Origin of the sequence: Sphingomonas sp. Leaf4 (genome assembly GCF_920939515.1) — a bacterium.
Taxonomy (GTDB): domain Bacteria; phylum Pseudomonadota; class Alphaproteobacteria; order Sphingomonadales; family Sphingomonadaceae; genus Sphingomonas.
The window spans coordinates 37,752-61,113 of record NZ_CAKLBB010000005.1 but is presented as its reverse complement, the minus strand read 5'-3'; the positions used below and the strand labels follow the sequence as shown (position 1 = coordinate 61,113).

General features: G+C 68.7%; 20 protein-coding genes. 8 read left to right on the top strand and 12 right to left on the bottom strand.

Translation table 11 applies throughout. The features are described from left to right. The first annotated feature begins 54 nt into the window (after positions 1–54). Both rimO and LRA89_RS08575 read left to right on the top strand, forming a co-directional pair. The gene (gene rimO / locus LRA89_RS08580) at positions 55–1,386 is read left to right on the top strand and encodes a 30S ribosomal protein S12 methylthiotransferase RimO (RefSeq protein WP_230769828.1); all 1,332 of its coding nucleotides are present in this window, start codon (positions 55–57) and stop codon (positions 1,384–1,386) included. Positions 1,387–1,671: 285 nt separating this feature from the next. Beyond that, positions 1,672–3,054: a leucyl aminopeptidase family protein gene (locus tag LRA89_RS08575; RefSeq protein WP_230769827.1), complete on the top strand. Its 1,383-nt coding sequence runs from the start codon at positions 1,672–1,674 to the stop codon at positions 3,052–3,054. A 114-nt stretch (positions 3,055–3,168) separates the two neighbouring features. Here LRA89_RS08575 and LRA89_RS08570 read toward each other — a convergent pair whose 3' ends face one another. Beyond that, complete coding sequence (locus LRA89_RS08570; RefSeq protein WP_230769826.1) at positions 3,169–4,620, bottom strand: ATP-binding protein; 1,452 nt, start codon at positions 4,618–4,620, stop codon at positions 3,169–3,171. A gap of 89 nt (positions 4,621–4,709) precedes the next feature. On the opposite strand from LRA89_RS08570, the gene LRA89_RS08565 reads away from it, so the two are divergent. Then, positions 4,710–5,132, top strand: a complete 423-nt coding sequence (locus LRA89_RS08565) for a ribosomal maturation YjgA family protein (RefSeq protein ID WP_230769825.1) — start codon at positions 4,710–4,712, stop codon at positions 5,130–5,132. On the opposite strand, the gene LRA89_RS08560 is transcribed toward LRA89_RS08565, so the two are convergent. From LRA89_RS08560 to LRA89_RS08550, 3 genes are read right to left on the bottom strand one after another with little or no spacing between them, the layout of a single operon-like run. Further along, positions 5,057–5,383, bottom strand: a complete 327-nt coding sequence (locus LRA89_RS08560; protein ID WP_230770006.1) for a 2Fe-2S iron-sulfur cluster-binding protein — start codon at positions 5,381–5,383, stop codon at positions 5,057–5,059. The genes LRA89_RS08565 and LRA89_RS08560 overlap by 76 nt on opposite strands. Beyond that, entirely contained in the window at positions 5,380–6,480 is a 1,101-nt protein-coding gene (locus tag LRA89_RS08555; protein ID WP_230769824.1) for a cysteine desulfurase family protein, read from the bottom strand. The genes LRA89_RS08560 and LRA89_RS08555 overlap by 4 nt, the downstream gene beginning before the upstream one ends. Next, positions 6,477–7,547 (bottom strand): cysteine desulfurase family protein, encoded by a 1,071-nt coding sequence (locus tag LRA89_RS08550; protein WP_230769823.1) that lies wholly within the window; start codon positions 7,545–7,547, stop codon positions 6,477–6,479. The genes LRA89_RS08555 and LRA89_RS08550 overlap by 4 nt, the downstream gene beginning before the upstream one ends. 97 nt (positions 7,548–7,644) lie before the next feature. Here LRA89_RS08550 and LRA89_RS08545 point away from each other — a divergent pair, with 97 nt between their 5' ends. Together LRA89_RS08545 and LRA89_RS08540 are read left to right on the top strand one after the other, a co-directional pair. Further along, complete coding sequence (locus LRA89_RS08545) at positions 7,645–8,301, top strand: alpha/beta hydrolase (protein WP_055756512.1); 657 nt, start codon at positions 7,645–7,647, stop codon at positions 8,299–8,301. 174 nt (positions 8,302–8,475) lie between these two features. Beyond that, on the top strand, positions 8,476–8,697 hold the full coding sequence (locus LRA89_RS08540; RefSeq protein WP_230769822.1) for a hypothetical protein: 222 nt from the start codon (positions 8,476–8,478) through the stop codon (positions 8,695–8,697). A 187-nt stretch (positions 8,698–8,884) separates the two neighbouring features. Here the strand turns inward: LRA89_RS08540 and LRA89_RS08535 are convergent, their stop codons facing one another. Beyond that, positions 8,885–9,052, bottom strand: a complete 168-nt coding sequence (locus LRA89_RS08535) for a hypothetical protein (RefSeq protein WP_156351303.1) — start codon at positions 9,050–9,052, stop codon at positions 8,885–8,887. After that, positions 9,049–10,011 carry a threonine ammonia-lyase gene (locus LRA89_RS08530; RefSeq protein ID WP_230769821.1) on the bottom strand — a complete coding sequence of 321 codons (963 nt, stop codon included), beginning with the start codon at positions 10,009–10,011 and terminating at the stop codon, positions 9,049–9,051. The genes LRA89_RS08535 and LRA89_RS08530 overlap by 4 nt, the downstream gene beginning before the upstream one ends. A gap of 139 nt (positions 10,012–10,150) precedes the next feature. On the opposite strand from LRA89_RS08530, the gene LRA89_RS08525 reads away from it, so the two are divergent. Both LRA89_RS08525 and LRA89_RS08520 read left to right on the top strand, forming a co-directional pair. Next, entirely contained in the window at positions 10,151–11,392 is a 1,242-nt protein-coding gene (locus tag LRA89_RS08525) for a type III PLP-dependent enzyme (RefSeq protein WP_082448342.1), read from the top strand. Positions 11,393–11,575: 183 nt separating this feature from the next. Beyond that, positions 11,576–12,631 (top strand): 1,9-bis(guanidino)-5-aza-nonane synthase, encoded by a 1,056-nt coding sequence (locus LRA89_RS08520; protein WP_055756521.1) that lies wholly within the window; start codon positions 11,576–11,578, stop codon positions 12,629–12,631. A 71-nt stretch (positions 12,632–12,702) separates the two neighbouring features. Here LRA89_RS08520 and LRA89_RS08515 read toward each other — a convergent pair whose 3' ends face one another. Then, the gene (locus LRA89_RS08515; RefSeq protein WP_230770004.1) at positions 12,703–15,492 is read right to left on the bottom strand and encodes a DUF3857 domain-containing protein; all 2,790 of its coding nucleotides are present in this window, start codon (positions 15,490–15,492) and stop codon (positions 12,703–12,705) included. A gap of 161 nt (positions 15,493–15,653) precedes the next feature. On the opposite strand from LRA89_RS08515, the gene LRA89_RS08510 reads away from it, so the two are divergent. After that, on the top strand, positions 15,654–16,622 hold the full coding sequence (locus tag LRA89_RS08510; RefSeq protein WP_230769820.1) for an alpha/beta hydrolase: 969 nt from the start codon (positions 15,654–15,656) through the stop codon (positions 16,620–16,622). A 236-nt stretch (positions 16,623–16,858) separates the two neighbouring features. Here LRA89_RS08510 and LRA89_RS08505 read toward each other — a convergent pair whose 3' ends face one another. From LRA89_RS08505 to LRA89_RS08485, 5 genes are read right to left on the bottom strand one after another with little or no spacing between them, the layout of a single operon-like run. Then, complete coding sequence (locus tag LRA89_RS08505) at positions 16,859–18,745, bottom strand: XrtA/PEP-CTERM system amidotransferase (RefSeq protein WP_230769819.1); 1,887 nt, start codon at positions 18,743–18,745, stop codon at positions 16,859–16,861. A 1-nt stretch (position 18,746) separates the two neighbouring features. Further along, positions 18,747–20,273, bottom strand: coding sequence for an exosortase A (gene xrtA, locus LRA89_RS08500; RefSeq protein WP_230769818.1), 1,527 nt, complete (start codon positions 20,271–20,273; stop codon positions 18,747–18,749). Beyond that, positions 20,270–21,454, bottom strand: a complete 1,185-nt coding sequence (locus tag LRA89_RS08495; RefSeq protein ID WP_230769817.1) for a TIGR03087 family PEP-CTERM/XrtA system glycosyltransferase — start codon at positions 21,452–21,454, stop codon at positions 20,270–20,272. The genes xrtA and LRA89_RS08495 overlap by 4 nt, the downstream gene beginning before the upstream one ends. Continuing rightward, positions 21,451–22,524, bottom strand: a complete 1,074-nt coding sequence (locus tag LRA89_RS08490) for a FemAB family XrtA/PEP-CTERM system-associated protein (RefSeq protein ID WP_230769816.1) — start codon at positions 22,522–22,524, stop codon at positions 21,451–21,453. The genes LRA89_RS08495 and LRA89_RS08490 overlap by 4 nt, the downstream gene beginning before the upstream one ends. After that, entirely contained in the window at positions 22,521–23,360 is an 840-nt protein-coding gene (locus LRA89_RS08485; RefSeq protein WP_230769815.1) for an XrtA system polysaccharide deacetylase, read from the bottom strand. Before LRA89_RS08485 ends, LRA89_RS08490 begins: the two co-directional genes overlap by 4 nt. Positions 23,361–23,362 lie beyond the last annotated feature (2 nt).

Sequence of the window (23,362 nt, the reverse complement as noted above, 5' to 3'; positions counted from 1 at the left end):
GGTTCCGCCGCCCCCTATTATTTTTCGGCGAAACGCTTATGTGCCCATGCGATCATGGCAACTCGACTTCCCTCGCCCCCCCGTGTCGGGATGGTTTCGCTCGGCTGTCCGAAAAACCTCGTCGACAGCGAACGCATCCTGACGAAACTGCGTAGCGACGGCTATGCGATGTCGCCCGACTATGCCGGGGCCGACGTCGTGCTGGTCAACACCTGCGGCTTCCTCGATTCGGCCAAGGAGGAATCGCTCGAAGCGATCGGCGAGGCGATCGCCGAGAACGGCCGGGTCATCGTCACCGGCTGCATGGGACAGGAGGCGGAGACGATCCGTGCCCGCTTTCCGCAGGTCCTGGCGGTCACCGGCGCGCATCAATATGAACAGGTGGTCGAGGCGGTGCATGAAGCCGCCCCGCCGATCCCGTCGCCCTTCGTCGACCTCGTCCCCGAAAGCGGGCTGAAGCTGACGCCGCGCCACTACAGCTATCTGAAGATTTCGGAGGGCTGCAACCACCGCTGCTCGTTCTGCATCATCCCGTCGATCCGTGGCGACCTCGTCAGCCGCCGGCCCGACGCGATCCTGCGCGAAGCCGAAAAGCTGGTCGCCGCCGGCACGAAGGAACTGCTGGTCATCAGCCAGGACACCTCGGCCTACGGCATCGACATCCGCCGGACGCCGCGCCCATGGAAGGGGCGCGAGGTCGTGCCGCACATGACCGATCTGGCGCGCGAGCTGGGCCAGATCGCGCCATGGGTGCGGCTGCATTATGTCTACCCCTACCCGCATGTCGATCAGGTCATCCCGCTGATGGCTGAGGGGCTGGTCCTCCCCTATCTCGACATTCCGTTCCAGCATGCCGCGCCGAACGTCCTGCGCGCGATGAAGCGTCCGGCGAACGACGCCAAGGTGCTCGAACGGCTGCGCGGCTGGCGTGAGGTCTGCCCCGACATCGCGATCCGCTCGTCGTTCGTCGTCGGCTTTCCGGGCGAGACCGAGGCGGACTTCCAGTATCTGCTCGACTGGCTCGACGAGGCGCAGCTCGACCGCGTCGGCGCGTTCCGTTTCGAACCGGTGGAAGGGGCCGCCGCCAACGCGCTGCCCGATCCGGTGCCCGAGGAAGTGAAGGAAGAACGCTACGCCCGGATCATGGAGCGGACCGCCGCCATCTCCGCCGCGAAACTCGCCGCGAAGATCGGCCGGACAATCGACGTCATCATCGACGAGGTCGGCGACGAAGGCGCCACCGGCCGCAGCACCGCCGACGCGCCGGGCATCGACGGCGAAGTGTTCCTGCGCGACGCCGCGCATCTGACCCAAGGCGACATCGTGAAGGTCGAGATCGAGGACGCCGACGATCACGACCTCTATGGCGTGCCCGTTACGCAGTAATGGCTGGTTCCTCGAACCAGAAGCGTCGCCCCAGCGGAGGCTGGGGCCTCCAGCGGCTCCTACTGTCTGCTGTCACGGGGAGATCCCAGCCTTCGCTGGGATGACGTGCTTCAAACAGTATGAATCAAACTTCAGACTGACCAGCATCACCAGCGAAATTGCTCCCCTCCCTGACAGGGAGGGGCCGGGGGTGGGTCGGCCCGCGAGGAACGATATGCGTTCCACGATCGCCCCCGGCCTGTCCCACGCTTGCGCGCGAGGGCACCCACGCCCTACATCGCGGCGATGACACCGACGATCATCGCCGACCGGGGGCAGGACGCCCACGCCATCCATCTGATCGACCGTAGCGGCTTCGACACCTGGCTCGCCCGGCAACCGTCGCGTGTCCGCGCCGCCGCCGCCGCGCAGCAACTGGCCGCCAAACCGGGCAAGACCGCGATCCTGCCCGGCGAACAGCCCGACGACTGGTCGGTCGCGACCGTCGTCGCCGATAGCACGGCGCTGTCACCATGGTGCCTCGCCCATCTGCCCACGCTCCTGCCGCCCGGCCACTACCGCCTCGCCGGTGGCACCCCCGGCGCGGCGAAGCTCGGCTGGGCGACCGCGCAGTACCGTTTCACCCGCTATCGCAAGGCCGAGGACGATGCCTCGCGCATCCTCCTGTCGAGCGAACCCGCGCATATCGACGAAGCGCTGCGACAGGCACGGGCGACCGCGCTGGTCCGCGATCTCGTCAACACCGCCGCCGCCGATCTCGGCCCCGCCGAACTCGCCGCCCACGCCCGGCAACTTGCCGACCGTCACGGCGCGACGCTCACCGTCACGCAGGGCCGCGAGCTGGAGTCGGGCTATCCGATGATCCACGCCGTCGGCAAGGCGGCGGCGAAGGGCCGCGACCCCCGCCTGATCGAAATTACATGGGGCAATCCGGCGCATCCCCGTGTCGCGATCGTCGGCAAGGGCGTGTGTTTCGACAGCGGCGGCCTCGACATCAAGCCGTCGGCGGGCATGCGGCTGATGAAGAAGGACATGGGCGGCGCGGCCCACGCACTGGCGCTCGCCTCGCTGGTGATGGAGACTCATCTGCCCGTCCGGCTCCACCTGCTGGTCCCGGCGGTCGAGAACAGCGTATCGGCCGACAGCTTCCGCCCCGGCGACGTGCTGAACAGTCGCAAGGGACTCACCGTCGAGAACACGAACACCGACGCCGAAGGGCGGCTGATCCTCGGTGACACGCTGACGAGAGCGTGCGAGGACACCCCCGAGCTGCTGATCGATTTCGCCACGCTGACCGGCGCGGCGCGGGTGGCGCTCGGCCCCGATCTGCCCGCCACCTTCGTCAACGACGACACGCTCGCCGCCGACCTGCTGGCGGCGGGCATCGCCGAGCACGACCCGTTGTGGCGGATGCCGTTGTGGGACGGCTATGACGACATGCTCAAGTCCGACATCGCCGATATGGTCAACGCGCCCGAGGGCGGCATGGCCGGCGCGGTGACGGCGGCGCTGTTCCTCCGCCGCTTCGTGGACCCGGGCGTGGCCTGGGCGCATCTCGACACCTTCGCATGGCGCGCCGCCGCCAGGCCGGGTCGCGCGAAGGGCGGCGAAGCCTATGGCCTGCGCGCGGCATGGCGGTTGTTGCGGGATCGCTACGCGCGACCATAAGACCTCCCCTCCCTGACAAGGGAGGGGCCGGGGGTGGGTAGGTGTGGGGCGGACGCCAACGGTCCCTCGCAACCCGACCCACCCCCAACCCCTCCCTTCCAGGGAGGGGAGCGGTTAAGCCGCTTCCGCCGCCTCCGTCGTCCAGCCCAGATGCGGCAGCGCGATCGATCGCTTCCCCGCCAGATCGATCCGGCTGACCATCAACTCACGCCCCTCGATATAAGCGAGCAGCCGCTTCACCCGCCCCATCGAACTGGTGCCATAGGTTCGCGCGATCTCCATGTCGCTCGGGCACGGCCGCCCCTCGCGCGCGGCGCGGGCGATCAGCATGAACGCGCCGAGCATGTCGTCGGGCAGCACCTCGGCGATTGCCAGCGCCTGCGCCCATTCGTTCTCGGGCGCAGCGAAGATGCCCGCGCGCGCACACGCCAGCCGCCGGGTGAATCCGGGCAGGTCGAGTGGCGGCCGCGCCAGCCCGACCATGCGACAGCGCACGTCGAAATCCTGATACAGCACCGCCGCCGCGCGCGGCTGATCGCCCTCGTCCTCGACCAGCGCCTTCAATACCTCGGCGACGATCGTGTCGGTTTCGTCGGTCGATCGCTCGGGCAGGTCGGGCGCGACCACCGGCCGGGGCGGCGTGGCGATCGCCGCGATCACGTCTTCCGGCGGCGCGACATGGCGGATCGGCGGTCCGAGCGGCAGCATCGCCTCGACCGGGGCCATCAACAGGTCCTTGATGTCCGCCACCGGGCTGCTGGGCAGCGGGGTCAGCTTCGGGCTGCCGCTGCGTGCCGAGGTCTGCACCGCGCCGATTTTGATCGACAGCGGCCGCCTGGACACCGCCGGCCCCAACGCCAGGAAATGCCCACGCTGCAAGTCGCGAATCGCCTCCGCCTGCCGCCGCTCCATCCCCAGCAGGTCGGCGGCGCGCGCCATGTCGATGTCGAGGAAGGTGCGCCCCATCAGGAAATTCGACGCCTCGGCCGCGACGTTCTTGGCCAGCTTCGCCAGCCGCTGCGTCGCGATCACGCCGGCCAGGCCGCGCTTGCGCCCGCGACACATCAGGTTGGTCATCGCCGACAGCGAGGCACGGCGGACGTCCTCCGCCACCTCGCCGCCACCGGCGGGGGCGAACAACTGCGCCTCGTCGACCACCACCAGCGCGGGATACCAGTGTTCACGCGGCGCATCGAACAGCGCGTTCAGGAAGGCGGCGGCGCATTTCATCTGCCCCTCGGCCTCCAGCCCCTCGAGGCTGAGGACGACCGAGGCGCGGTGTTCGCGCACCCGCGTCGCGAATCGGGCGACCTCGCGCTCGCTATGGTCGGCGGCCTCGATCACGACATGGCCGTAGGTGCCCGCCAGCGTCACGAAATCGCCTTCGGGGTCGATCACCACCTGCTGGACATGGCCGGCGCTGCGTTCGAGCAGGCGACGCAACAGGTGCGACTTGCCCGAGCCCGAATTGCCCTGCACCAGCAGGCGCGTCGCGAGGAGTTCTTCCAGATCAAGGGGAACGGTCTTGCCCGCCGGGTCCGTCCCCATATCGACGTTCACGGTCATCGCGGGTCCTTACGCGCGCGCGGCGCTTCGGGGCAAGCAGTTGCGTCGCGGCCCGCCGCACGGCAGGACGGCGTCGAGGGGAACGAGCGATGCGACTGCACCGGGGATATGCGCTGGCAACGATCGTGCTGCTGATCGTCGAGATTGGAATCGCACTGTTCGTCCGCGACCGGATCGTCCGCCCCTATGTCGGCGATACGCTGGCGGTGATCCTCGTCTACACGGGCTTGCGCGCCATTACCCGGCTATCGGTGCCCGCCGCCGCGCTGACCGCGTTCGGCGTCGCGGTCGTGATCGAATTCGGCCAGTATTTCCACGTTCTCGACCACATCGGCCTCGGCGAAAACCGGCTGGCGCGCACCGTGCTGGGCAGCGGTTTCGACCTCCACGACTTCATCGCCTATGCCGCCGGCGCGCTGATCGCCTATGCCGTCGACTATCGCCGCGCGTCGCGTGCCCCCGCCGGCACCCGCACGCGCAGGCCATCGAGCGACTCGTCGAGCACGATCTGACACGCCAGCCGGCTGGTCGCGACCGCGCCGGCTGCGAAGTCGAGCATGTCCTCCTCCTCCTCGCTGGGTGCGGGCAGTCGCGCATGATCCGCCGGATCGATAATGACGTGGCAGGTCGAACACGCCATCTGCCCGCCGCACGTCCCCTCCAGCGGAAAATCATACGCCTGCGCCAGATCGAGCAGCCGGTCGCCCGTCGCCCCGCGCACCGCCTCGCTTCGCCCGTCCGGCCCGGTCAGGTGGACGATCACCGCCACTGGCTCCGCGCTGCTAGGTCGATGGTTTCCAGCGCCATCACCAGTTCCTCTTCACTCGTATAGCGGCCGAAGCCGATGCGGATCGACGATCGCGCCTCGCGCTCGGTCAGCCCCATCGCGCGCAACACATGGCTGCTGCGCCCCGATCCGCTGGCACAGGCCGATCCGGCCGAAAACGCCAGCGTGCGGCACTCGCTCATCAACCGCGCCACATCCAGCCCCTCCATCCGCACGTTCAGATTGCCGCGATAGCGCGCATCGGCATCGCCGTTCAGCACCCACTCAGGCCCCAGCACGTCCCGCGCCACGCGCCACAATCCCTCGACCCGCGCCGGATCGTCGTCCTTGAGCAGCACCGCCGCCGCACCGAACCCCGCGCACAGCGCCGGGCTGAGCGTGCCCGATCGCAGGCCACCCTCCTGCCCCCCACCATGCAGGATCGCCGCCGGCTCCGCCCCCGCCCGCACCCACAGCGCACCGATCCCCTTGGGACCATAAACCTTGTGCGCCGACACCCCGATCAGGTCGCAGGCATCGACCGGCAGCGGCACCCGCCCGAACCCCTGCACCGCATCGCAGAGCATCACCGCGCCGGCCGCACGCGCCAGTTCGCCCAGCCACGCGATCGGCTGCACCACGCCCACCTCATTGTTGACCAGCATCGCCGCGACCAGCGCGGTGCGGTCATCGATCGCCGCCTCGGCCACCTCCCGATCGACCAGCCCGTCGCGTCCCACCGGCAGCACCACGACCTCCGCGCCCACCGCCCGGCAGGTGTCGAGCACACAGGCATGTTCGGTTGCGATCGTCACCACCTTCGGCCGGTCCCGCCCGATCCGCGCCATCGTCCCTGCGATCGCCCAGTTCGCCGCCTCGGTAGCACCACTCGTAAAGAACAACCGCCCCGCCGCCGCATCACCGCCCAGCGCGCCCAGCACCTGCCCACGCGCCACCTCGACTGCTGCCTTGGCGCGTCGCCCCTCGCGGTGCGGCGAATGGGGGTTGGCATGGTGGTCGCGCAGCCACGGCACCATCGCCTCGAACGCTTCCGGCGCGAGCGGCGTCGTCGCCTGATAGTCGAGATAGGTCATGCCATCGCCTTCCACGCCGCCGCGAACCGCTCGATGTCATCGGCGGTCGTCGTCCAGCCGAAGCTGACGCGGATCACCTCGCTCGCCGCCTTCGCCTCGATCCCCATCGCGCCCAGCACATGGCTGGTCTTGAGCGTCCCCGACGAACACGCGCTCCCCGCCGACACCGCGAACCCCGCCGAATCGAGCCGCATCAACTGCGCCGCCGCCGATCGTCCGGGCAGGCGATAGGCGGCGATCGTCGCGATGCGGGGCGATGCGTCGGCGATCACCTCGCCGCCGTTGTCGCGCACCACCGCGTCGAGGTCACGCCGCAGCGCCACCGCCCGGTCGAACCAGTCGCGCGGCGCCTCCAGCGCGGCGGCAAAGCCCAGCGCCGCGGGCAGATTCTCGGTCCCGCCGCGATAGCCCTGTTCCTGCCCCCCGGTCGGCGTCAGCAACGACAGGTCGCGCACCAGCAGCGCACCGATCCCCGGCGGCCCGCCCAGCTTGTGCGCCGACACCACGATCAGGTCGGCTGGCGGCAGCGGCAGCTTGCCCGCGCTTTGCGAACAATCGGCCAGCAACGTGATGCGCCGCCCGATCCAGTCCTCGCGCCGCCGCGCGTCGATCACGTCCAGCGGTTGCAGCACGCCCGTCTCACTGTTCGCCGACTGGATGACGAATCGGTCGGTCGCCTCCAGCGGATCGAGCGCCGCCAGCAGCCACGACCGGTCGCGGGTGTCGACAAGTCCGTCGCCGCCGACATGGATCCGGTTATTTCCCTCCGCCACGCGGAACACCGCGTCATGCTCAACGGTCGTCACGATCGTCTCGTACCGACCGGCACCGCGCAGCGCGATCGCCAGCGCCTCGCTCGCCCCGCCGGTCAAGATCACCTCGCCGTCCCAGTCCAGCGCCGTCGCGATCCGCGCCCGTGCCTCCTCCAGCGCCCGCCGGGCGGCGCGCCCTTCGGCATGCGGGCTGGACGGATTGGCCCAGCGCGCCATGCCGTCGATCACCGCCGCCACCGCCTCCGGGCGCATCGGCGTGGTCGCGGCATGATCGAGATAGATGCGCTTCGTCAAAACGGGGCCGTTCCGATTGCTTGTGGGATCGTTGGTCCTATATAGCCGCCAACCATCTTTGCGCCATCGCCGCCCCCCCGCATCTACAGGACGTCCCATGCCCGAAGTCATCTTCCCCGGTCCCGAAGGTCGACTGGAAGGCCGTTTCGCTCCCGCGCCGCGCCCGCGCGCGCCGGTCGCGATGATCCTCCACCCGCACCCCTCGTCGGGCGGCACGATGAACAACCGCATGGTGCAGGAACTCTACAAGACGTTCCAGCGGCGCGGCTTCGCCACGCTGCGCTTCAATTTCCGTGGCGTCGGCAAGAGCCAGGGCACGTTCGACAACGGCGTCGGCGAATTGTCGGACGCGGCCTCGGCGCTCGACTGGGTGCAGAGCTTCCACCCCGAAGCGCAGACGACATGGATCGCGGGCGTCAGCTTCGGCGCGTGGATCGGCATGCAGTTGCTGATGCGCCGCCCCGAAATCCGCGGTTTCATCTCGATCGCGCCGCCGGCGAACATGTACGACTTCACCTTCCTCGCCCCCTGCCCGTCGTCGGGCATCATTATCCAGGGCGATGCCGACGAGGTGGTGACTCCCGCCGCCACCCAGAAGCTGGTCGACAAGCTGCGCACCCAGCGCCACATCACGATCCATCACGACACCATTCCCGGCGCGAACCACTTCTTCCAGAACGAGATGCCTGAACTGATGGGCAGCGTGGACCGGTATCTGGACATGCGGCTGGACCCGAACTCGCCGATCAAGTGAGGCTCGCCGCAGCGGATTAGCGTTGCTAATCCGCGCGCCAGCGGCGAGCCCGGCCGGCGGCACGACCGTGCCGACCGACGGCGCGGCTTCGCCGCGCCGCCACCCGCTATCAATCTTGCCATATTCTTTGAACGCCCTACGGTAGCCGGCAACATTCCGTTACAGGAACTCGCCATGCTGACCGTCCTGTTCCTCGCCGCCGCGCTCCAGACCGCGCCCGCGCCGCCGCCGGAAAAAAAGATTTGCCGCCGCGACGTGGCGACCGGGACGATCATGCCCAGGCGCACCTGCCGCACCCGCGCCGAATGGGCACAGATCGACGCCGCGACCGCGAACCTGACCGACCAGACGATGCGCCAACGCGCCACCCAACCGAGTTCGCTACGCGAGTATTGAAACCAAGTCGTATCAGCCTGATGCGAGGCGCTCGACTTCTCCCCTCCCTGACAAGGGAGGGGGCGGGGGTGGGTTGGTCGGTTGTGGAACGCGCCCTTTTTCTCGCGAGCCGACCCACCCCCAGCCCATCCCTTGTCAGGGAGGGGAGCAATGTCGCTGTCAGTTCGACGTAACCGTCGATCGAACCCTACACCGTCCAGATCGCCACATTCGCCACCATCACAACCGCGCAGGTGAACATCAGCGCGCCCTTGCCGCGCTCACCACGCCGCCACAGCTTGAACGCGCCGACGCACAGCAGCAGCGCGGCGATCATCACGATCGACAGCAACGTGCCCGCCTGCCCCCCGCTCATGCCGCCAGCACCTTCGCATAATCGACCATGTCGACGTTGCCGCCCGACAACAGCACCAGCATGCCCGGCTCCACCGCCACCTGCTCGGTCAGGATCGCCGCCAGCGCCACCGCCCCGCCTGGCTCGACCACCAGCCGCAGGCGCTTCGCCGCCCAGCGCTGCGCCTCGGCGATCGCTGCCTCGCTGACGGCCACCCCGGTCGCGCCGCGCGCCGCCAGTACCTCGAACGTCCGTTCGGCCACCCGGGTCGTCTGGAGCGCATCGCACGCGGTCGGCGGCGGATTGACACCGACCGGTTCGATCGCCCCGCCCGCCAGACTACGGCGCATGTCGTCCCACCCCTCCGGCTCGGCGACGGTGATCCGGGCATCGGGCAGCGCCAGCGCGATGCCCGCCGCCAGCCCGCCGCCGCCGCACGGCACCACCACCCGGCTCGGGGCGGGCAACCCGGCGGCGGCCATCTGCTGCGCCGCCTCGATTCCTGCCGATCCCTGCCCCTCGATCACCCACGGGTCGTCGAAGCTCGGCACCAGCACTGCGCCCCGCGCATGCGCCAGATGCGCCGCGATCTTCTCGCGACTCTCGCTCGCCCGGTCATAGCGGACCACTTCCGCTCCCAGCGCCATCGTCGCCTCCAGCTTCACGCGCGGCGCATCCGCCGGCATCACGATCGTGGCGGGCATCCCCAGCCGCTTCGCCGCCCAGGCGATCCCCTGCGCATGATTGCCCGAGGAGAAGGCGACGACGCCGCGCGCCCTCGTTTCGTCGCTCAAAGCGGTCAACCGATGCCACGCCCCGCGCAGCTTGAACGCGCCGACAGGCTGCAAGGATTCCGCCTTGAACGCAACCGATACCCCGTTGATTTCGATCGTAAAAAGCGGCGACGGCGGCAGAATGGCCGCGATCTTCGCGGCGGCGTCGCGCACCCCGGCGCGGGTCGGCTGTCGTAAAATCGTCATAAACTGCTCTTTCCGTCGCAGAACCACTTTACATCATGGGACCGGGGTCATAGATCGCGCCTCCGCTGCCCCATGGGACTTCCAACCGCAAGGCAGCTTTTGTCACCGTATGCCGAAAGGCAATTGGAGGTCCCTTGAATTGGCCAAGCACTATAGCGCGCTGGGGCTAGCTGCCCCCTTTATCGCCCGTGACTCCTCGTTCGAGCGCGGGATCGACATCGCAGAGCGCCGACCGGTCGAACCGGTCACGCTCGTTCGCCCCCACGCCGCCGCGCGTGCCGCCCGATTCTTCGTCGAGAAGTTTCCGGGCCGCTCGATGTATGCGGTAAAGGCGAACCCGTCGCCCGATCTGCTCGTGGTCCTGTGGGACAACGGCATCGAACATTACGACACCGCGTCGATCGGCGAAGTGCGACTGGTGAAGTCGACGCTGCCGGACGCGACCTGTCACTTCATGCACCCGATCAAGGCCCCGGAAGCGATTGCCGAAGCCTATTTCGAGCATGGCGTGCGCACCTTCTCGCTCGACAGCATGGACGAACTGCACAAGATCGTGGCCGCCACCAACGGCGCGACCGATCTGACGCTGTGCGTGCGGATGCGCGTGTCGTCCGAATATGCCAAGCTGTCGCTCGGCTCGAAGTTCGGCGTGGGGCCAGGCGAGGCGCGCGAGCTGCTGATGGCGACCCGTCAGGTCGCCGACGCGCTCGGCATCTGCTTCCACGTCGGCAGCCAGACGATGTCACCTGACGCCTACAGCAACGCGATGGAGCGCGTCCGCGCCGCTATCGTCGATGCCGGCGTCACCGTCGACGTGATCGATGTCGGTGGCGGCTTCCCGTCGCGCTATCCCGGCATGACCCCGCCGCCACTGGAGCGTTTCTTCGAGACGATCCACCGCGCGTTCGAAAGCCTGCCGGTCAGCTATTCGGCCGAACTCTGGGCAGAGCCGGGCCGCTCGCTGTGCGCGGAATATGCGTCGGTCGTCGTTCGCGTCGAGCATCGCCGCGGCAACGAGCTGTTCATCAACGACGGTGCCTATGGTTCGTTGTTCGATGCGGCGCACATCGGCTGGAAATATCCGGTGCAACTGCTCCGCCAGCCGGAATCGGACGCGCGCGACATGGACTTCAGCTTCTGGGGTCCGACCTGCGACGACATCGACCAGATGAAGGGTCCGTTCCCGCTTCCGGCCGATACCCGCAGCGGAGATTATTTCGAGATCGGCATGCTCGGCGCCTATGGCTCGGCGATGCGTACCGCGTTCAACGGCTTTGGCAACGGCGAGACGGTCGTGACCGACGACGAGCCGATGGAGTCGATGTACATCGAACTCGAAGCGATGCCGGCGTTCGTCGCGAACAACGTCGTCAAGCTGTAACCGCTTCGTTCTAACCAGATGCCTCCCCCTTCCCGCGCCGTGCGGGAGGGGCCGGGGCTAGGCTTTGCATGGCATTGGCGCTATGCGGCCCGCTCTGGCTCCTTCCCCATGCGCGGGCAGGAGGCCACCCGGGTTTCCGCGTCCCCTTAACGACGACGGCTTATCGATGATGATGGGACCATCATGACCGACACGACGATCAACGACACCCGCAAGGCCGAGCTGCTCTCGACCACCGTCGAACATATCGACATCACCACGTTCGACGCGCGCCCGATCATCGACGCCATGGGCAAGATGAGCTTCACCAGCCGCGACCTCGCGCGCGCCACCGGCATCTACAACCAGATGCTGGAGGACAAGGACTGCTCGATCTTTCTTGTCATCGCCGGCTCCACCTCGGCGGGCGGCTGCATGGACCTGTACGCCGAACTGCTGCGCTCGAACATGATCGACGGCATCGTCGCCACCGGCGCGTCGATCGTCGACATGGATTTCTTCGAAGGGCTGGGCCACAAGCACTATCAGGCGCTGGAAATCCCCGACGACAACGTGCTGCGCTCGCTCTACATCGACCGCATCTACGACACGTACATCGACGAGGAACAGCTCCAGGATTGCGACCACACCATCGGTGAAATCGCCAATTCGCTCGAACCCAAGCCCTATTCGTCGCGCGCGTTCATCCGCGAGATGGGCAAGTATCTCGTCGAGCATGGCAAGAAGGACAACAGTCTCGTCAAGCTGGCCTATGAGCATGACGTGCCGATCTTCTGCCCGGCGTTCGTCGACAGCTCGGCCGGGTTCGGTCTGGTCAAGCACCAGGTCGAGCGCGCCAAGGAAGGCAAGCCGTACATGGTGCTCGACGCCATCGCCGACTTCCGCGAACTGACCGACATCAAGATCAAGGCGGGCACCACCGGGCTGCTGATGATCGGCGGCGGCGTGCCGAAGAACTTCATCCAGGACACCGTCGTCTGCGCCGAAATCCTCGGTCACGACGATGTCGAGATGCACAAGTACGCGGTGCAGATCACCGTCGCCGACGTGCGCGACGGCGCCTGCTCGTCGTCGACGCTCAAGGAAGCGGCGAGCTGGGGCAAGGTCGACACCACGCTCGAACAGATGGTGTTCGCCGAAGCCGGATCGGTCATGCCGCTCCTCGCCTCGGACGCCTATCATCGCGGCGCGTGGAAGGACCGTCCGAAGCGCGCATGGGGCAAGATCTTCAACGACTGATCCGTCGAAGAAGTCTGGACCAAGGAAACGGCGGGGGAGCGATCCCCCGCCGTTTCTCGTTCGCGCGTCGGCTACAGCTTGAACCCGTAGCGTGCATATTCGCGGTCGATCGTCGGCGAAAGCCGCCGGGCGATCGCCAGTTCCCCCGCCGCCTCGCCGTCGCGCTTCGTCGCCTTCAGGATCGCCGCGCGCAGATAGCGGGTCGACGCATGGTCGGGATGGTCGGCCAGCACCGTGTCGACATCGGTCATCGCCTCGGCATAACGGCCTAGCCGGTACCAGACCATCGCCCGGCTATCGAGCGCGGCAGCGGTGTCGTCGCTTAGCTCGATCGCGGCGGTGCAATCCTTCAATGCGGTATCGAGCATCACCGCGCGCGTGCCCTTCACCCAGCAGCGGCCGTTGAGCAGCAGCGGCGACCCCGGCTTCTCGCCGATCAGCGTATCGTAGAGCGCCACCGCCTCCGCCGCCGCGCCGAAATCGCCGAGCAGCGTCGCCTTCATCCGGCGCAGCGGAACACGCGATTCACCGCCCAGCGCGATCCGCTGGTCGAGCAGCGCCAGCCCGCCGGCAAGGTCGCCCGATTCCGCCTTCATCTGCGCGACCTGCCCGATCGCGGTGAACGACGCGGGGTCGATCGCCCGCGCCCGTTCGGCATCGGCCAGCGCCTGCACCGGATCGCCCAGCCTGGCATGGACCTGCGAGCGTTGCAGATACAGGTCGACCGACGGCTGGATGCCGATCACCTTCGTCAGATCGGCCAGCGCCGCGCGGCGGTCGCCGATCGCGCTCTCGAACGTCGCCCGGCTGGTATAACCGCTCGGTTCCTCGACATCGTCGGCGATCGCCTTGGCGAACACCGCGCGGATCGCCTTGACCTGCCCCGATCCCTCGATCGCCGCCGGGGTCAGCGTCCAGCGGCGCGGCGTATCGGCCGGGGCGACCAGTTGCGGCAGTTGCGCGCGCATCGTCGCCACCGCGTCGCGCTCGGCGGCGACCTGCGCGGCGGGAATTTCGCCGCCGGTCGAATCGACCCGCTCGTCGATGGTCAGCACCCCGTTCGACAGCCGCGTGGTGCGCTTCACCACGAACCCCGCGACGCGCAGGTCGGCGTCGCCCGTCCCCTCCAGCGTCATGCCGCGCCCACCCTCGGGCAGCTTCACGCGCAGCAGGCTGTGGATGCCGGTCGGGGCGGGCACCACCACCGGGATGCCGGTCCATTCCGGCCGGCTCCGATCGGGCGCGAAGCCGAAATTCGCGTAGCGATAGGTGAGCGAACGCTTGCGCCGCCGGTCCTCGCTGCGCCACGGCGTGGTCGTGACGCCGGTCGCCCTGACCACCATGTCGCCGCTCGGCCCGTCGGCGGTCAGCGTCACATCGGCGAACTGCCCCTCGCCGATCCATTGCTGCAACATCCCGTTCAGCAGGTCGCGCTGCTCCTCGGCGCCCAGTTGCGACTTCGCCATCCGCAACATGCTGGCCAGTTGCCCGTGGATCGTGGCGGTGATCGCCAACGGGCTCGGCAGGTCGACCGCGCCGCTCTCGTCGGCATCGATCGTCAGGTCGATCATCGGCCGGGCATTGGCGCGGGTCACGATCCGCTCGGGCGTCGCCCCACCGGCGCGAAGCGGCAGGACATAACCGGCCGGCGGTGTATCGCGGATGTCGGCCATCCGCGCGTTGCTGCCGGTCCCGTCGAGCCACAAAGACTGCCCGTCGATCGTCGCGCGCACGAACACATGGTTGAACGCGGCGGCACTCGGCAGGCGTTCGGGGACGAAGTCGCCCTCGCCGACATTGGCGACCACCGCCTCCGCCTCGATCCCCATCGCCTTGAGCATGGCCAGCAGCAGCAGCGTCTTGGCCTTGCAGTCGCCATAGCGCACGTCCCACGTCCGCGCCGGCTTCTGCGGCACGTAATTGCCGCCGTCCATGCCGACCGCGAGATAGCGGATCTTGTCCTGCACCACCTCCAGCGCGCGTTGCGCGCGGCCGATCGGCGTCGCCTCCGCCGTCTGGATCGCCGCCACCTCTCCGGCAAGCGCGCTGCCCGGCGCGATCAGCCCGTCGGAGGCATAGAGCGACGCGAACGTCCGCGACACATCGGCCCAGTCGGCAAAGGTCGCCAGCTCGATCAGCGGCGGATGGCGATAGCGGCTCGGCGCATCGTCGGGCATCTCCTTGGGCTTCGCCAACGGCAGCGCGATGGTCAGCTCGGTATAGGCACCGTTCTTCACCGGGGTGGCGGTCACGCCATCGGCGAGCAGCTTCCATTTCGGCGCGGCGGCGGTCGGCCATGAAAAACGCACCCGCCCCGCGCCGATCCGCGCCGGCGCGGCGATCAGCGGGGTCACGTCCTGCACCCGCCCGCCGAGCGCGCGGTCGCGCTCGGTCGTCGAAAAGCCCAGATCGAGCACATCGCCGACCTGCAACCCCTCGACCGCCATCGTCGCGGTCAGGATGCCGGTCAATTCGCGCTGTTCGAGCGATTCCTCACGGCGCAGCACGGTGAATTTCTGCCCCTGCGCCAACAGGTCGATCCGCTTGCCGTCGCGCAGGATGGCAAGGTCGTGGACGATCAGGTCGCCCTTGTCCGGCGCCCATGGCAGCGTCAGCGTCGCCGCCTGCGACAGCATCTCGCTGGTCGCGATGCGGGTCTGCTGACGGGCATAGCTCCACAGTCGGCCGTCCTCGATCCGGTGCTGCATATCGACCAGCATGACCGGCGGGCTGCCCTCGCCGGTCGGGGCGGCCGGTGCCGCCGCGATCCATGCCGGCGCGGGCTGATACAGCGGCGTCTCGCTCGCCCGTGCCGTCGCCGCCGTCGTCAAAACCGTCAGGGCGCACCCCGCCCATAGCATCCGCCGCACCGAACCATCCCCCCGTATCGCCGGTCCCCACCGGCATGTGCCAAAGGTCTATCGCACCCACGGCGATTGTCGAGAGCGATCGAGACGCTTTGACCCCCGCGCCGCAACCGATACAATCGGCGGCAAAGCGACATAGCGAGAGGGACCATGCCATGACGATCGACCGGCGCACCATCTTGGGGGCGGCCATCGCCCTGCCCGTCGCCGCCCGTGCCGCCACGGTGCAGGGTGGCGAGACACCGACCGCGTGGCCACCGCGCGAACATTTCCGGCTGTGGCCCGGCCGCCCGCCGGGCAGCCCGGCGACGCTGCCCGCCTATGCCCCGTCGATGAACGGCCGGCCGGGCGCGCGCGAACTGTGGCTGCGCGGCGTCGCCGAACCGGTCGTCGGCGTGTTCCGCCCCGCCCGGCCCAATGGCATCGCCGTCCTTTCGATCCCCGGTGGCGGCTATGGCTTCGTCTCGATCGAGAATGAGGGGATCGATGTCGCCAAGGCACTGAACCCGGCCGGAATCACCGTGTTCGCGCTCGCCTATCGCCTGCCCGGCGAAGGCTGGGCGCAGCGGCAGGACGTGCCGCTACAGGATGCGCAGCGCGCGATGCGGCTGATCCGTGCCAATGCCGCCCGCTATGGCATCGATCCGGCCAAGCTCGGCGTCTGCGGTTTCTCGGCGGGCGGGCACCTCGCCGGGTCGGTCACGGTGGCGCACGACGACCGGGTCTATGCGCCCCTCGACACAGCGGACCGCCAGTCGGCGCGCCCCGCCTTCACCGGCCTCGTCTATCCGGTGACGAACATCGGCACCATGTCGCACCGTGGATCGCGCGACAATCTCGCCGGGCCGAACGCGGAGGACGCGGTCTATGCCCGCTATGACATCCCTGCGCGCGTGACCACGCAGACCCCGCCGGTGTTCCTCGCCCATTCGATCGACGACGGCACCGTGCCGGTCGACCAGTCGCTCGACATGATCGCCGCCTGTCGCCGCGCGAAAGTGCCGGTGGAAGCGCATCTGTTCGAGAACGGTGGCCATGGCTGGGGCGCGCTGCACAGCCCGGCCGACAGTTCGCGCCGCACCTGGACCGACAGCTTCATCCGCTGGATCGGCGAACGCCGCTGACGCCCCCGCTGTCCTACACCACGCCACCTGAGTAGGATCGCAACCCTCTCCCCTCCCTGACAAGAGTTTCGGGTGAACAGTGCGAAGCACTGTTCACCCGAAACTGGGCCGGGGGTGAGTGGGTCGATGGCAAGCGCAACACCTGCTGCGAACACGCCGTTAGTGTAAACTTTGTAAACTTTGGAGGGAATTAAAGCTGACAGATCATGCAATCATCCGCCTGCAACCCCCTGTTTTCAAACGAAAAGCCGCCTCGCGCTCCGCTCCAGCATCACCAACTGCCACAACGTCCGGCCGTGTTCGGCGCGCCCGCTGCGATGGTCGGCCGCCAGCCGCTCGATCATATGCGGATCGAACCACGCCGCCAGCACCGGCGAGCGCGCCAGCCCCGCCGCCTCGTCGGCCAGTGGCCCCCGGAACCACGCGCTGATCGGCGTCACGAACCCCATCTTCGGCCGATAGAGGATCTCGCGCGGCAGCCATGGCTCCAGCGCCTTCTTCATCAGCCACTTGCCCTCGCCGCCGCGTAACCGCATCGCGGAAGGCAGCGTGGCGCAGAACTCGACTAGCCGGTGGTCGAGCAGCGGCTCGCGTGCTTCCAGCCCCACCGCCATGCTCGTGCGGTCGACCTTGGTCAGAATGTCACCGGGCAGCCAGTGGCGGAAATCGGCATATTGCGCCCGGTCCAGCCCGTCGCGCGCCGGTGCCTCGCGCATCGCCGCGACATAGCGTTCCTCGGCGCGATAGCCGCCGATCGCCTGCGCGGTGGCGGCGTTGTACAGCCGCTGGCGCACCGCCGGCGTCGTCACCCCGACCGCCCGGGCATAGGCCGCCTCGCCCCCCTCGGCCAGCGCCAGCAGCGTCGTCCTGGCACGCAGCGGGCGCGGTGCCCAGTCCGCCTTGGGCCAGATCCGGCCGAGCGTCCCGAACACCGATCCGCGCACGCCTTCGGGCAACAGCGCACGGACGCGCTCCTCGGCGGCATGGAATCGATACCGCCGATACCCCGCCAGCGCCTCGTCCGCCCCGTCGCCCGACAGCGCGACGGTCACATTCTCCCGCGCCAGCGCACACACGCGGTAGGTCGCGAGCGCCGAGGCATCGGCGAACGGCTCGTCGAAGGCTGCTACCAGCGGGTCGATCAGCGCGAAGTCGTCCGACGCGACGGTGCGGACGCGGTGCTCGGTCGCGAAGCGCCGCGCGACCAGTTCGGCCGGCCCGCGCTCGTCATGCCCCGCCTCGTCGAAGCCGATGGTACAGGTCTTGACCGGTTGCCGGCTGGCCTCGGCCATCAGCGCGACCACCGCCGAACTGTCGACCCCGCCCGACAGGAACGCGCCCAGCGGCACGTCGGCGACCATCCGCGACCGCACCGCCTGCCGCATCAATTCGGTCAGTTCGGCCGAGAGCTCGCGCACGCTGCCCTTCGCCCGGTTCGAGAAGTCGATGTCCCACCAGCGCGTCGGGGCCGGCACCGGCTTCCCCCGTTCGAGCCGCAGGAAATGCCCGGCGGGCAGCTTGCGCACTCCGGCGACGATGCTGGTGTCGTCGGGCACATAGCCGAACGCCATATAATCCTCGATCGCCGCGACATGCGGCGTCCGCCGCACCAGCGGATGCGCGAGCAGTCCTTTCAGTTCGGAGGCGAACGCCACCGCCCCGTCGCTCAGTTCGACATAGTGGAGCGGCTTCACCCCCATCCGGTCGCGGGCGAGGAATAGCGAGCGCGAGCGCGCATCATAGAGCGCGAAGGCGAACATGCCGTTCAGCCGCGCCAGCATGTCCGGCCCCCACGCCGCCCAGGCGTGGAGCAACACCTCGGTATCGCCCTGCGTGACGAACACCGCCCCCTTCGCCCGCAGTTCCGCGCGCACCTCGGCGAAGTTGTAGATCTCGCCGTTGAAGGTCACGACCGTCGATCGGTCGGGCAACGCCATCGGCTGCGGACTGCCCGCGACGTCGATGATCGACAGCCGCCGATGGCCAAGCCCGACGCCGGCATCGGTCCACACCCCCGATCCGTCGGGCCCGCGATGCGCCTGCACCTCGCACATCGCCGCGATCCGGGCGGGATCGACCGGCTTGGGGGTGACGGGATAGAACAGCCCGGCGATACCGCACATCTCAGCGCATCCCCGCCGCTTGATCGGCAATCGCCTCGACCGGCCCCGCCGCTTTCAGAAACGCGGAAATCGCGGCACGTGGCTCCTGCGCACCCTTCTGCGCCGACAGCAGTATCGCGACGCCACGCTGTGGCCCGCCCAGCAATCGCACCTTCAACGTCTCCAGCTTCACCCGGTCGGGATCGCCGGTGACGATGTCGCCCACGCGATACCATGTCGCCGTCTCGCGCTCGACCGGCCCCGGCGCGGCCATCCTCAGCGCCGCACCGCCCGCGATCGGCGCAGTATCGGCGACACGGACCCAGCGGTCATTCTCACGGATCGCACCCTGTCCGAAACCCACCAGTTCATGCCCCTCGCCCTGCGATCCATAGACCGCAATCGCCATGTCGACCTGCCGCCCCTGCCCATCGCCATAGCGCCCGATCAGGAAATGGTCCGCACCGGGATAATGGGGCACCCATGGCTCGCCGGTGATCGCCACCCGCTGCCAGCCCGGTACGGCGGGCAGCTCGATCCGCTGCGGCAGCGGCTGCGCCCGCGTGTCGATCACATGCCCCCATGCGGCAAAGGCCACCGCGATGCCCAGCACCGCGCCGGCCGCCAGCGACCGGTCGATCGGGCGCATCGGCAGGTCGGCCAGCCGCACGGCATCGAACCACGGCGCATCGGGATCGCGATCGAACCAGCGCCAGCCGAGCGCCAGCACCGCCGCCATCGTCAGCGCGAAGAACACCCAGCCATAGACGATATGATCGAACCCGGTCGCCGCCTCGACCGAGGTCAGATGCGCGGCATAGATCGTCCCCGCCGCGCGCAGGCCGTTGGCGAGGATCGGCACGACGATCGCCATCGCCATGAACCCCGCCCGCCGCCGCCAGTCGACATAGCAGACGTTGGCGACCAGCGCGCCATAGGCCACCATCGCGATCAGGAACTTGGCCCCGGAACACGCCTCCGCGACTTCGAAATAGCCGCCCGGAATGGTGATGAGCACCCCGTCGACCCGCGCCGGCACACCCAGCAAATGCAGCAGCGGCATCGTCATATCGACCGTCGCCGCCTGCAACCGCGGTTCGAGGAAGTCACCGAACGGCACGAGGAACGCCATATAGGCCAGCGGAAACGCCAGCCCCTGCGCGACCCGCCGCCCGAGCATGGTGATCGCCGCGCCCTGCAGCAGCAGCACCAGCCCGGCATGGCGGAACAGCGCGACCGCCGCCGCCTCGCCGATCAGCCAGATGAACCCGCCGCCCGCGACCCAGAACAGTCCCGGTGCCCATGCGGCGGGCCGCACCTGCGCAAGATCGGCGCGGCGTTGCCACACCAGCCAGCCGAGGATCGGCGGTACGAACAGGCAATGGCCATAGGTCGTCGAATTCCACCAGATGCCGACGACATCGCCGACATCGCGGCGGAACAGCAGCAACAACGCCACCCACAGTCCGGCAAGCGCCAGCAGACTCGCCCGCCACGCCGCATCGGCGGTGCGCGGTTCGGCCGAGCCAGAGGAAAGCGCGATCGTCATGCCGCGATCCGGTTGCCAGCCGGCGGCAGCCCCATCAAGCCGCCAAGCGGCGCAAGACACGCATCCCAGCCATAGCGCGCGATCACCCGCGCCCGCGCCGCCGCGCCGAGCGCATCGGCCGCGCTCCGATCGTCAAGGAGATGTACGACCTCGCCGGCATGAGCGGCGGCATCGGCCGCGACGCGCAGCGTGCCGCCATGGTCGATCCCTTCGGCCGCCGCCGTCGACGCGACGACCGGGCGCGCCATCGCCATCGCTTCGAGCACCTTGTTCTGGATGCCCCGCGCCAGCAGCAGCGGCGCGACGACGACACGGGCGGCGGCGATCCAGCCGCGCACATCGGCGACCTCGCCGGTCACGATCACCGCGTCGCCGGCCAGCGCCTGCACCGCCGCCGTCGGCTTGCGACCGACGATGGCGAAGCGGGCCGTCGAATGCGTCCGGCGGATGATCGGCAACACGTCCTGCGCGAACCAGCGGACGGCATCGATATTCGGGCGATAGTCCATCTGCCCGGTAAAGACGATCAGCGGCGTATCGCTCGCGACCAGCTCGACGATCGCCGGATCGAAGAAGCCGGTGTCGATCCCGTTCTCGATCGTGACGACACGCTCGCCTGCGCCGAACAGGTCGGCCTCGGCCCGGCTGACCAGCAGCGTCGCCATCGCCCGCTCGGCAACCGTCTGCTCAAACCGTCCCAGCAACCGCGCCTCGCGGGCGAGCATCCAGCGCAGCGGCGGCCGGGCGCTGTCGGCATAGCCGGCGAACTTGGCCGAATCGACGTCGACGAAATCCATGACGAAGCGCGCGTCGCCCGGCAGATACTGCGCCATCTGCCCCGAATAGACATAGATGCCTGCATAGCGCCGGGCGGCCAGCAGCCCGGCGACGGCGCGCCGCATCGCCGCCGCATCGAACGCGGTCAGCGACACCGGGCGGCCGGTCGCCAGCGCCTCGAGCGCGGCACGCGGATTGCCTTTGGTCCGGCGGATCACCTGCGCGCTCGCGCACCATGTCCCGAGCGCCGCCTCATGACCGAGGTCGCGGTCGTCGTCGGCAAAGGTCGCCAGATGCACCCGGCCGAGAGTCGACAGATGTTTCAGGACATGGTGGCTGCGTACCTTGTCGCCGCGATCGGGGGGATAGGGCGTGCGATGGGTGAGGAACAGGATGTCGCTCACCCCAGCCCCTTTGCGATCCACGGCCCGATGCGGTTGGCGATCGGCAGCGGCAGCTTCTGCCACGCCGCGATCTTGGCCCGGTAGCGCGGGTTGAGCGGGCTGGCATCGCGCGGTGCCGCCCCCGAAGCCGTCCATGTCGGATAGCCGAGCGGCTCGCCCACGAAGCCCCAGTTCTTCTTGTAGGCCGCCGGCCCGGTGCCGACCTTCGACCGGCCGAAGTCGAACCGGGTACACCCCTTGGCACGGGCATGGCGCATCAGTTCGAAATACATCCGCTCGTTCGCGCGCAATCCCCGCGCCGCCGCCGTACCGCCGCCCCAATAGGGATAGACCATGCCGCGCCAGTAAAGCGACAGGACGCTGGCGACCGGCTGGCCCTTACGAGCGATGGTCAGGATGTCGGCACGCTCGCCGAAGCGGTCGAGCACTTCGGCGAACAGGCGTTTGGGGAATACCGGCGTGCCGAGGTTGCGGACCGAGGTGGCATAGACATGGAAATGCTCGGACCGCGCCGTCGCATCGCGACCGATCGCGACCGCGAACGGCATCGCCAGCGCCTTGCGCACGTCGGCACGCTGTTTGCGGGGGACGGCGAGCAGTTCGGCATCGTCATCGGCGGCAAGATCGCGGACGAAGCCGAGGTAGCGCGTATCGTCGAAGCTCCATCCCGCTCCCGCCGGTGCCGGCCCGCCGCGCAGCTCAATCGTCGGCACGGTCAGCTCGGCGGCGAGCGATACCGCCGCATCGGCCAGCGCCTGCGCCGCCGCCGGATCGATCGCGAGCACACCGCCGCCGACCGCGAACCCGGTCGATACCAACGCCGCACCGAACAACGGCGAGCGGACATGCGTCAGCGGCAGCAACCCCAGCAAGGCGCCGTCACCACCCTCGACCAGCAGCATACGGAACGACTGGCCGCAGCCCGCCGCCGTCGCCTCGCCCCATTCGGGCAGATGGAACGGTGTGCCGTCGGGATGCGCCGTGATGAACGCATCGATCCGCGCGCGTTCGGCCGGATCGGTCAGCGCGGCGGTGCGAACCGTCTGGACGATGGTGACGGGCGCGTTCACAGGCCGGCCGCATGCGCGGCGACGATCCGGTCGCTGCGATCCCATTGATGCTCCGCGAGCAGCCGCCGCAGTTTCCCCGCCATCGCGCCCAGCCGCGAATAATGGCGGATGCGCGACCGGAGCGGCGCGCGCGCCACGCGCGGCTGGCCGGGATCGATTTCCCATGGATGGAAATAGAACATCGCCGGGTGGCGATCGTCGCCATTGCTCCGCTCGACCGCGCGCTCGACGATACGGTTGGGCAACAGGCGAAAGAAGCCGCCTCCCGCCGGCACGTCGCGTCCGGCGACGCGCGCGAGCGTGATCGGCCATTCGATCAGTTCGGCATCGGCGAGCGGACGATGGATCGCGCGCGGGCTGCCCTGCCAGCCATAGTGGTCGTGGCGTACCGGCGCGACCGACGACGAATAGGCATAGCCCGCTTCCGCCAGTATCCCATGCGCCCATGGCGTGCGCGTATCGATCGAGAAGCTCGGCGCGCGATACCCCGCCACCGCCTGTCCCGAGGCATCTTCCAGCGCGGTGCGCGCCTTCGCCAGATCGGCACGGAACTGGTCGGGGGTGAAGGTGAATACCCGCGCATGGTCATAGCCATGGCTCGCCACCTCATGCCCACCCGCGACGATCCGCCGCATCAACGCGGGGAAGCGATCGGCGACCCAGCCGAGCGTGAAGAACGTCGCCTGCACATCTGCTTCGGCGAACAGGTCGAGCACCGCGTCGGTATTGGCCTCGACCCGGTGTTCGAGGCCGTTCCAGTCGCGACGGTCGATCACCGTTTCGAACGCCCCGACCTGAAACCAGTCCTCGACGTCGACCGACATGGCGTTGCGCATCG

Excerpts from the sequence above, each read along its gene's own strand:
- LRA89_RS08575 (WP_230769827.1), top strand. The coding sequence starts at position 1,672 with ATGACACCGACGATCATCGCCGACCGGGGGCAGGACGCCCACGCCATC.
- LRA89_RS08535 (WP_156351303.1), bottom strand. The coding sequence starts at position 9,052 with ATGAGCGGGGGGCAGGCGGGCACGTTGCTGTCGATCGTGATGATCGCC.
- LRA89_RS08510 (WP_230769820.1), top strand. The coding sequence starts at position 15,654 with ATGACGATCGACCGGCGCACCATCTTGGGGGCGGCCATCGCCCTGCCC.
- rimO (WP_230769828.1), top strand. The coding sequence starts at position 55 with ATGGCAACTCGACTTCCCTCGCCCCCCCGTGTCGGGATGGTTTCGCTC.
- LRA89_RS08570 (WP_230769826.1), bottom strand. The coding sequence starts at position 4,620 with ATGACCGTGAACGTCGATATGGGGACGGACCCGGCGGGCAAGACCGTT.
- LRA89_RS08520 (WP_055756521.1), top strand. The coding sequence starts at position 11,576 with ATGACCGACACGACGATCAACGACACCCGCAAGGCCGAGCTGCTCTCG.
- LRA89_RS08505 (WP_230769819.1), bottom strand. The coding sequence starts at position 18,745 with ATGTGCGGTATCGCCGGGCTGTTCTATCCCGTCACCCCCAAGCCGGTC.
- LRA89_RS08565 (WP_230769825.1), top strand. The coding sequence starts at position 4,710 with ATGCGACTGCACCGGGGATATGCGCTGGCAACGATCGTGCTGCTGATC.
- LRA89_RS08485 (WP_230769815.1), bottom strand. The coding sequence starts at position 23,360 with ATGCGCAACGCCATGTCGGTCGACGTCGAGGACTGGTTTCAGGTCGGG.
- LRA89_RS08515 (WP_230770004.1), bottom strand. The coding sequence starts at position 15,492 with ATGCTATGGGCGGGGTGCGCCCTGACGGTTTTGACGACGGCGGCGACG.
- LRA89_RS08555 (WP_230769824.1), bottom strand. The coding sequence starts at position 6,480 with ATGACCTATCTCGACTATCAGGCGACGACGCCGCTCGCGCCGGAAGCG.
- LRA89_RS08530 (WP_230769821.1), bottom strand. The coding sequence starts at position 10,011 with ATGACGATTTTACGACAGCCGACCCGCGCCGGGGTGCGCGACGCCGCC.
- LRA89_RS08540 (WP_230769822.1), top strand. The coding sequence starts at position 8,476 with ATGCTGACCGTCCTGTTCCTCGCCGCCGCGCTCCAGACCGCGCCCGCG.
- LRA89_RS08545 (WP_055756512.1), top strand. The coding sequence starts at position 7,645 with ATGCCCGAAGTCATCTTCCCCGGTCCCGAAGGTCGACTGGAAGGCCGT.
- xrtA (WP_230769818.1), bottom strand. The coding sequence starts at position 20,273 with ATGACGATCGCGCTTTCCTCTGGCTCGGCCGAACCGCGCACCGCCGAT.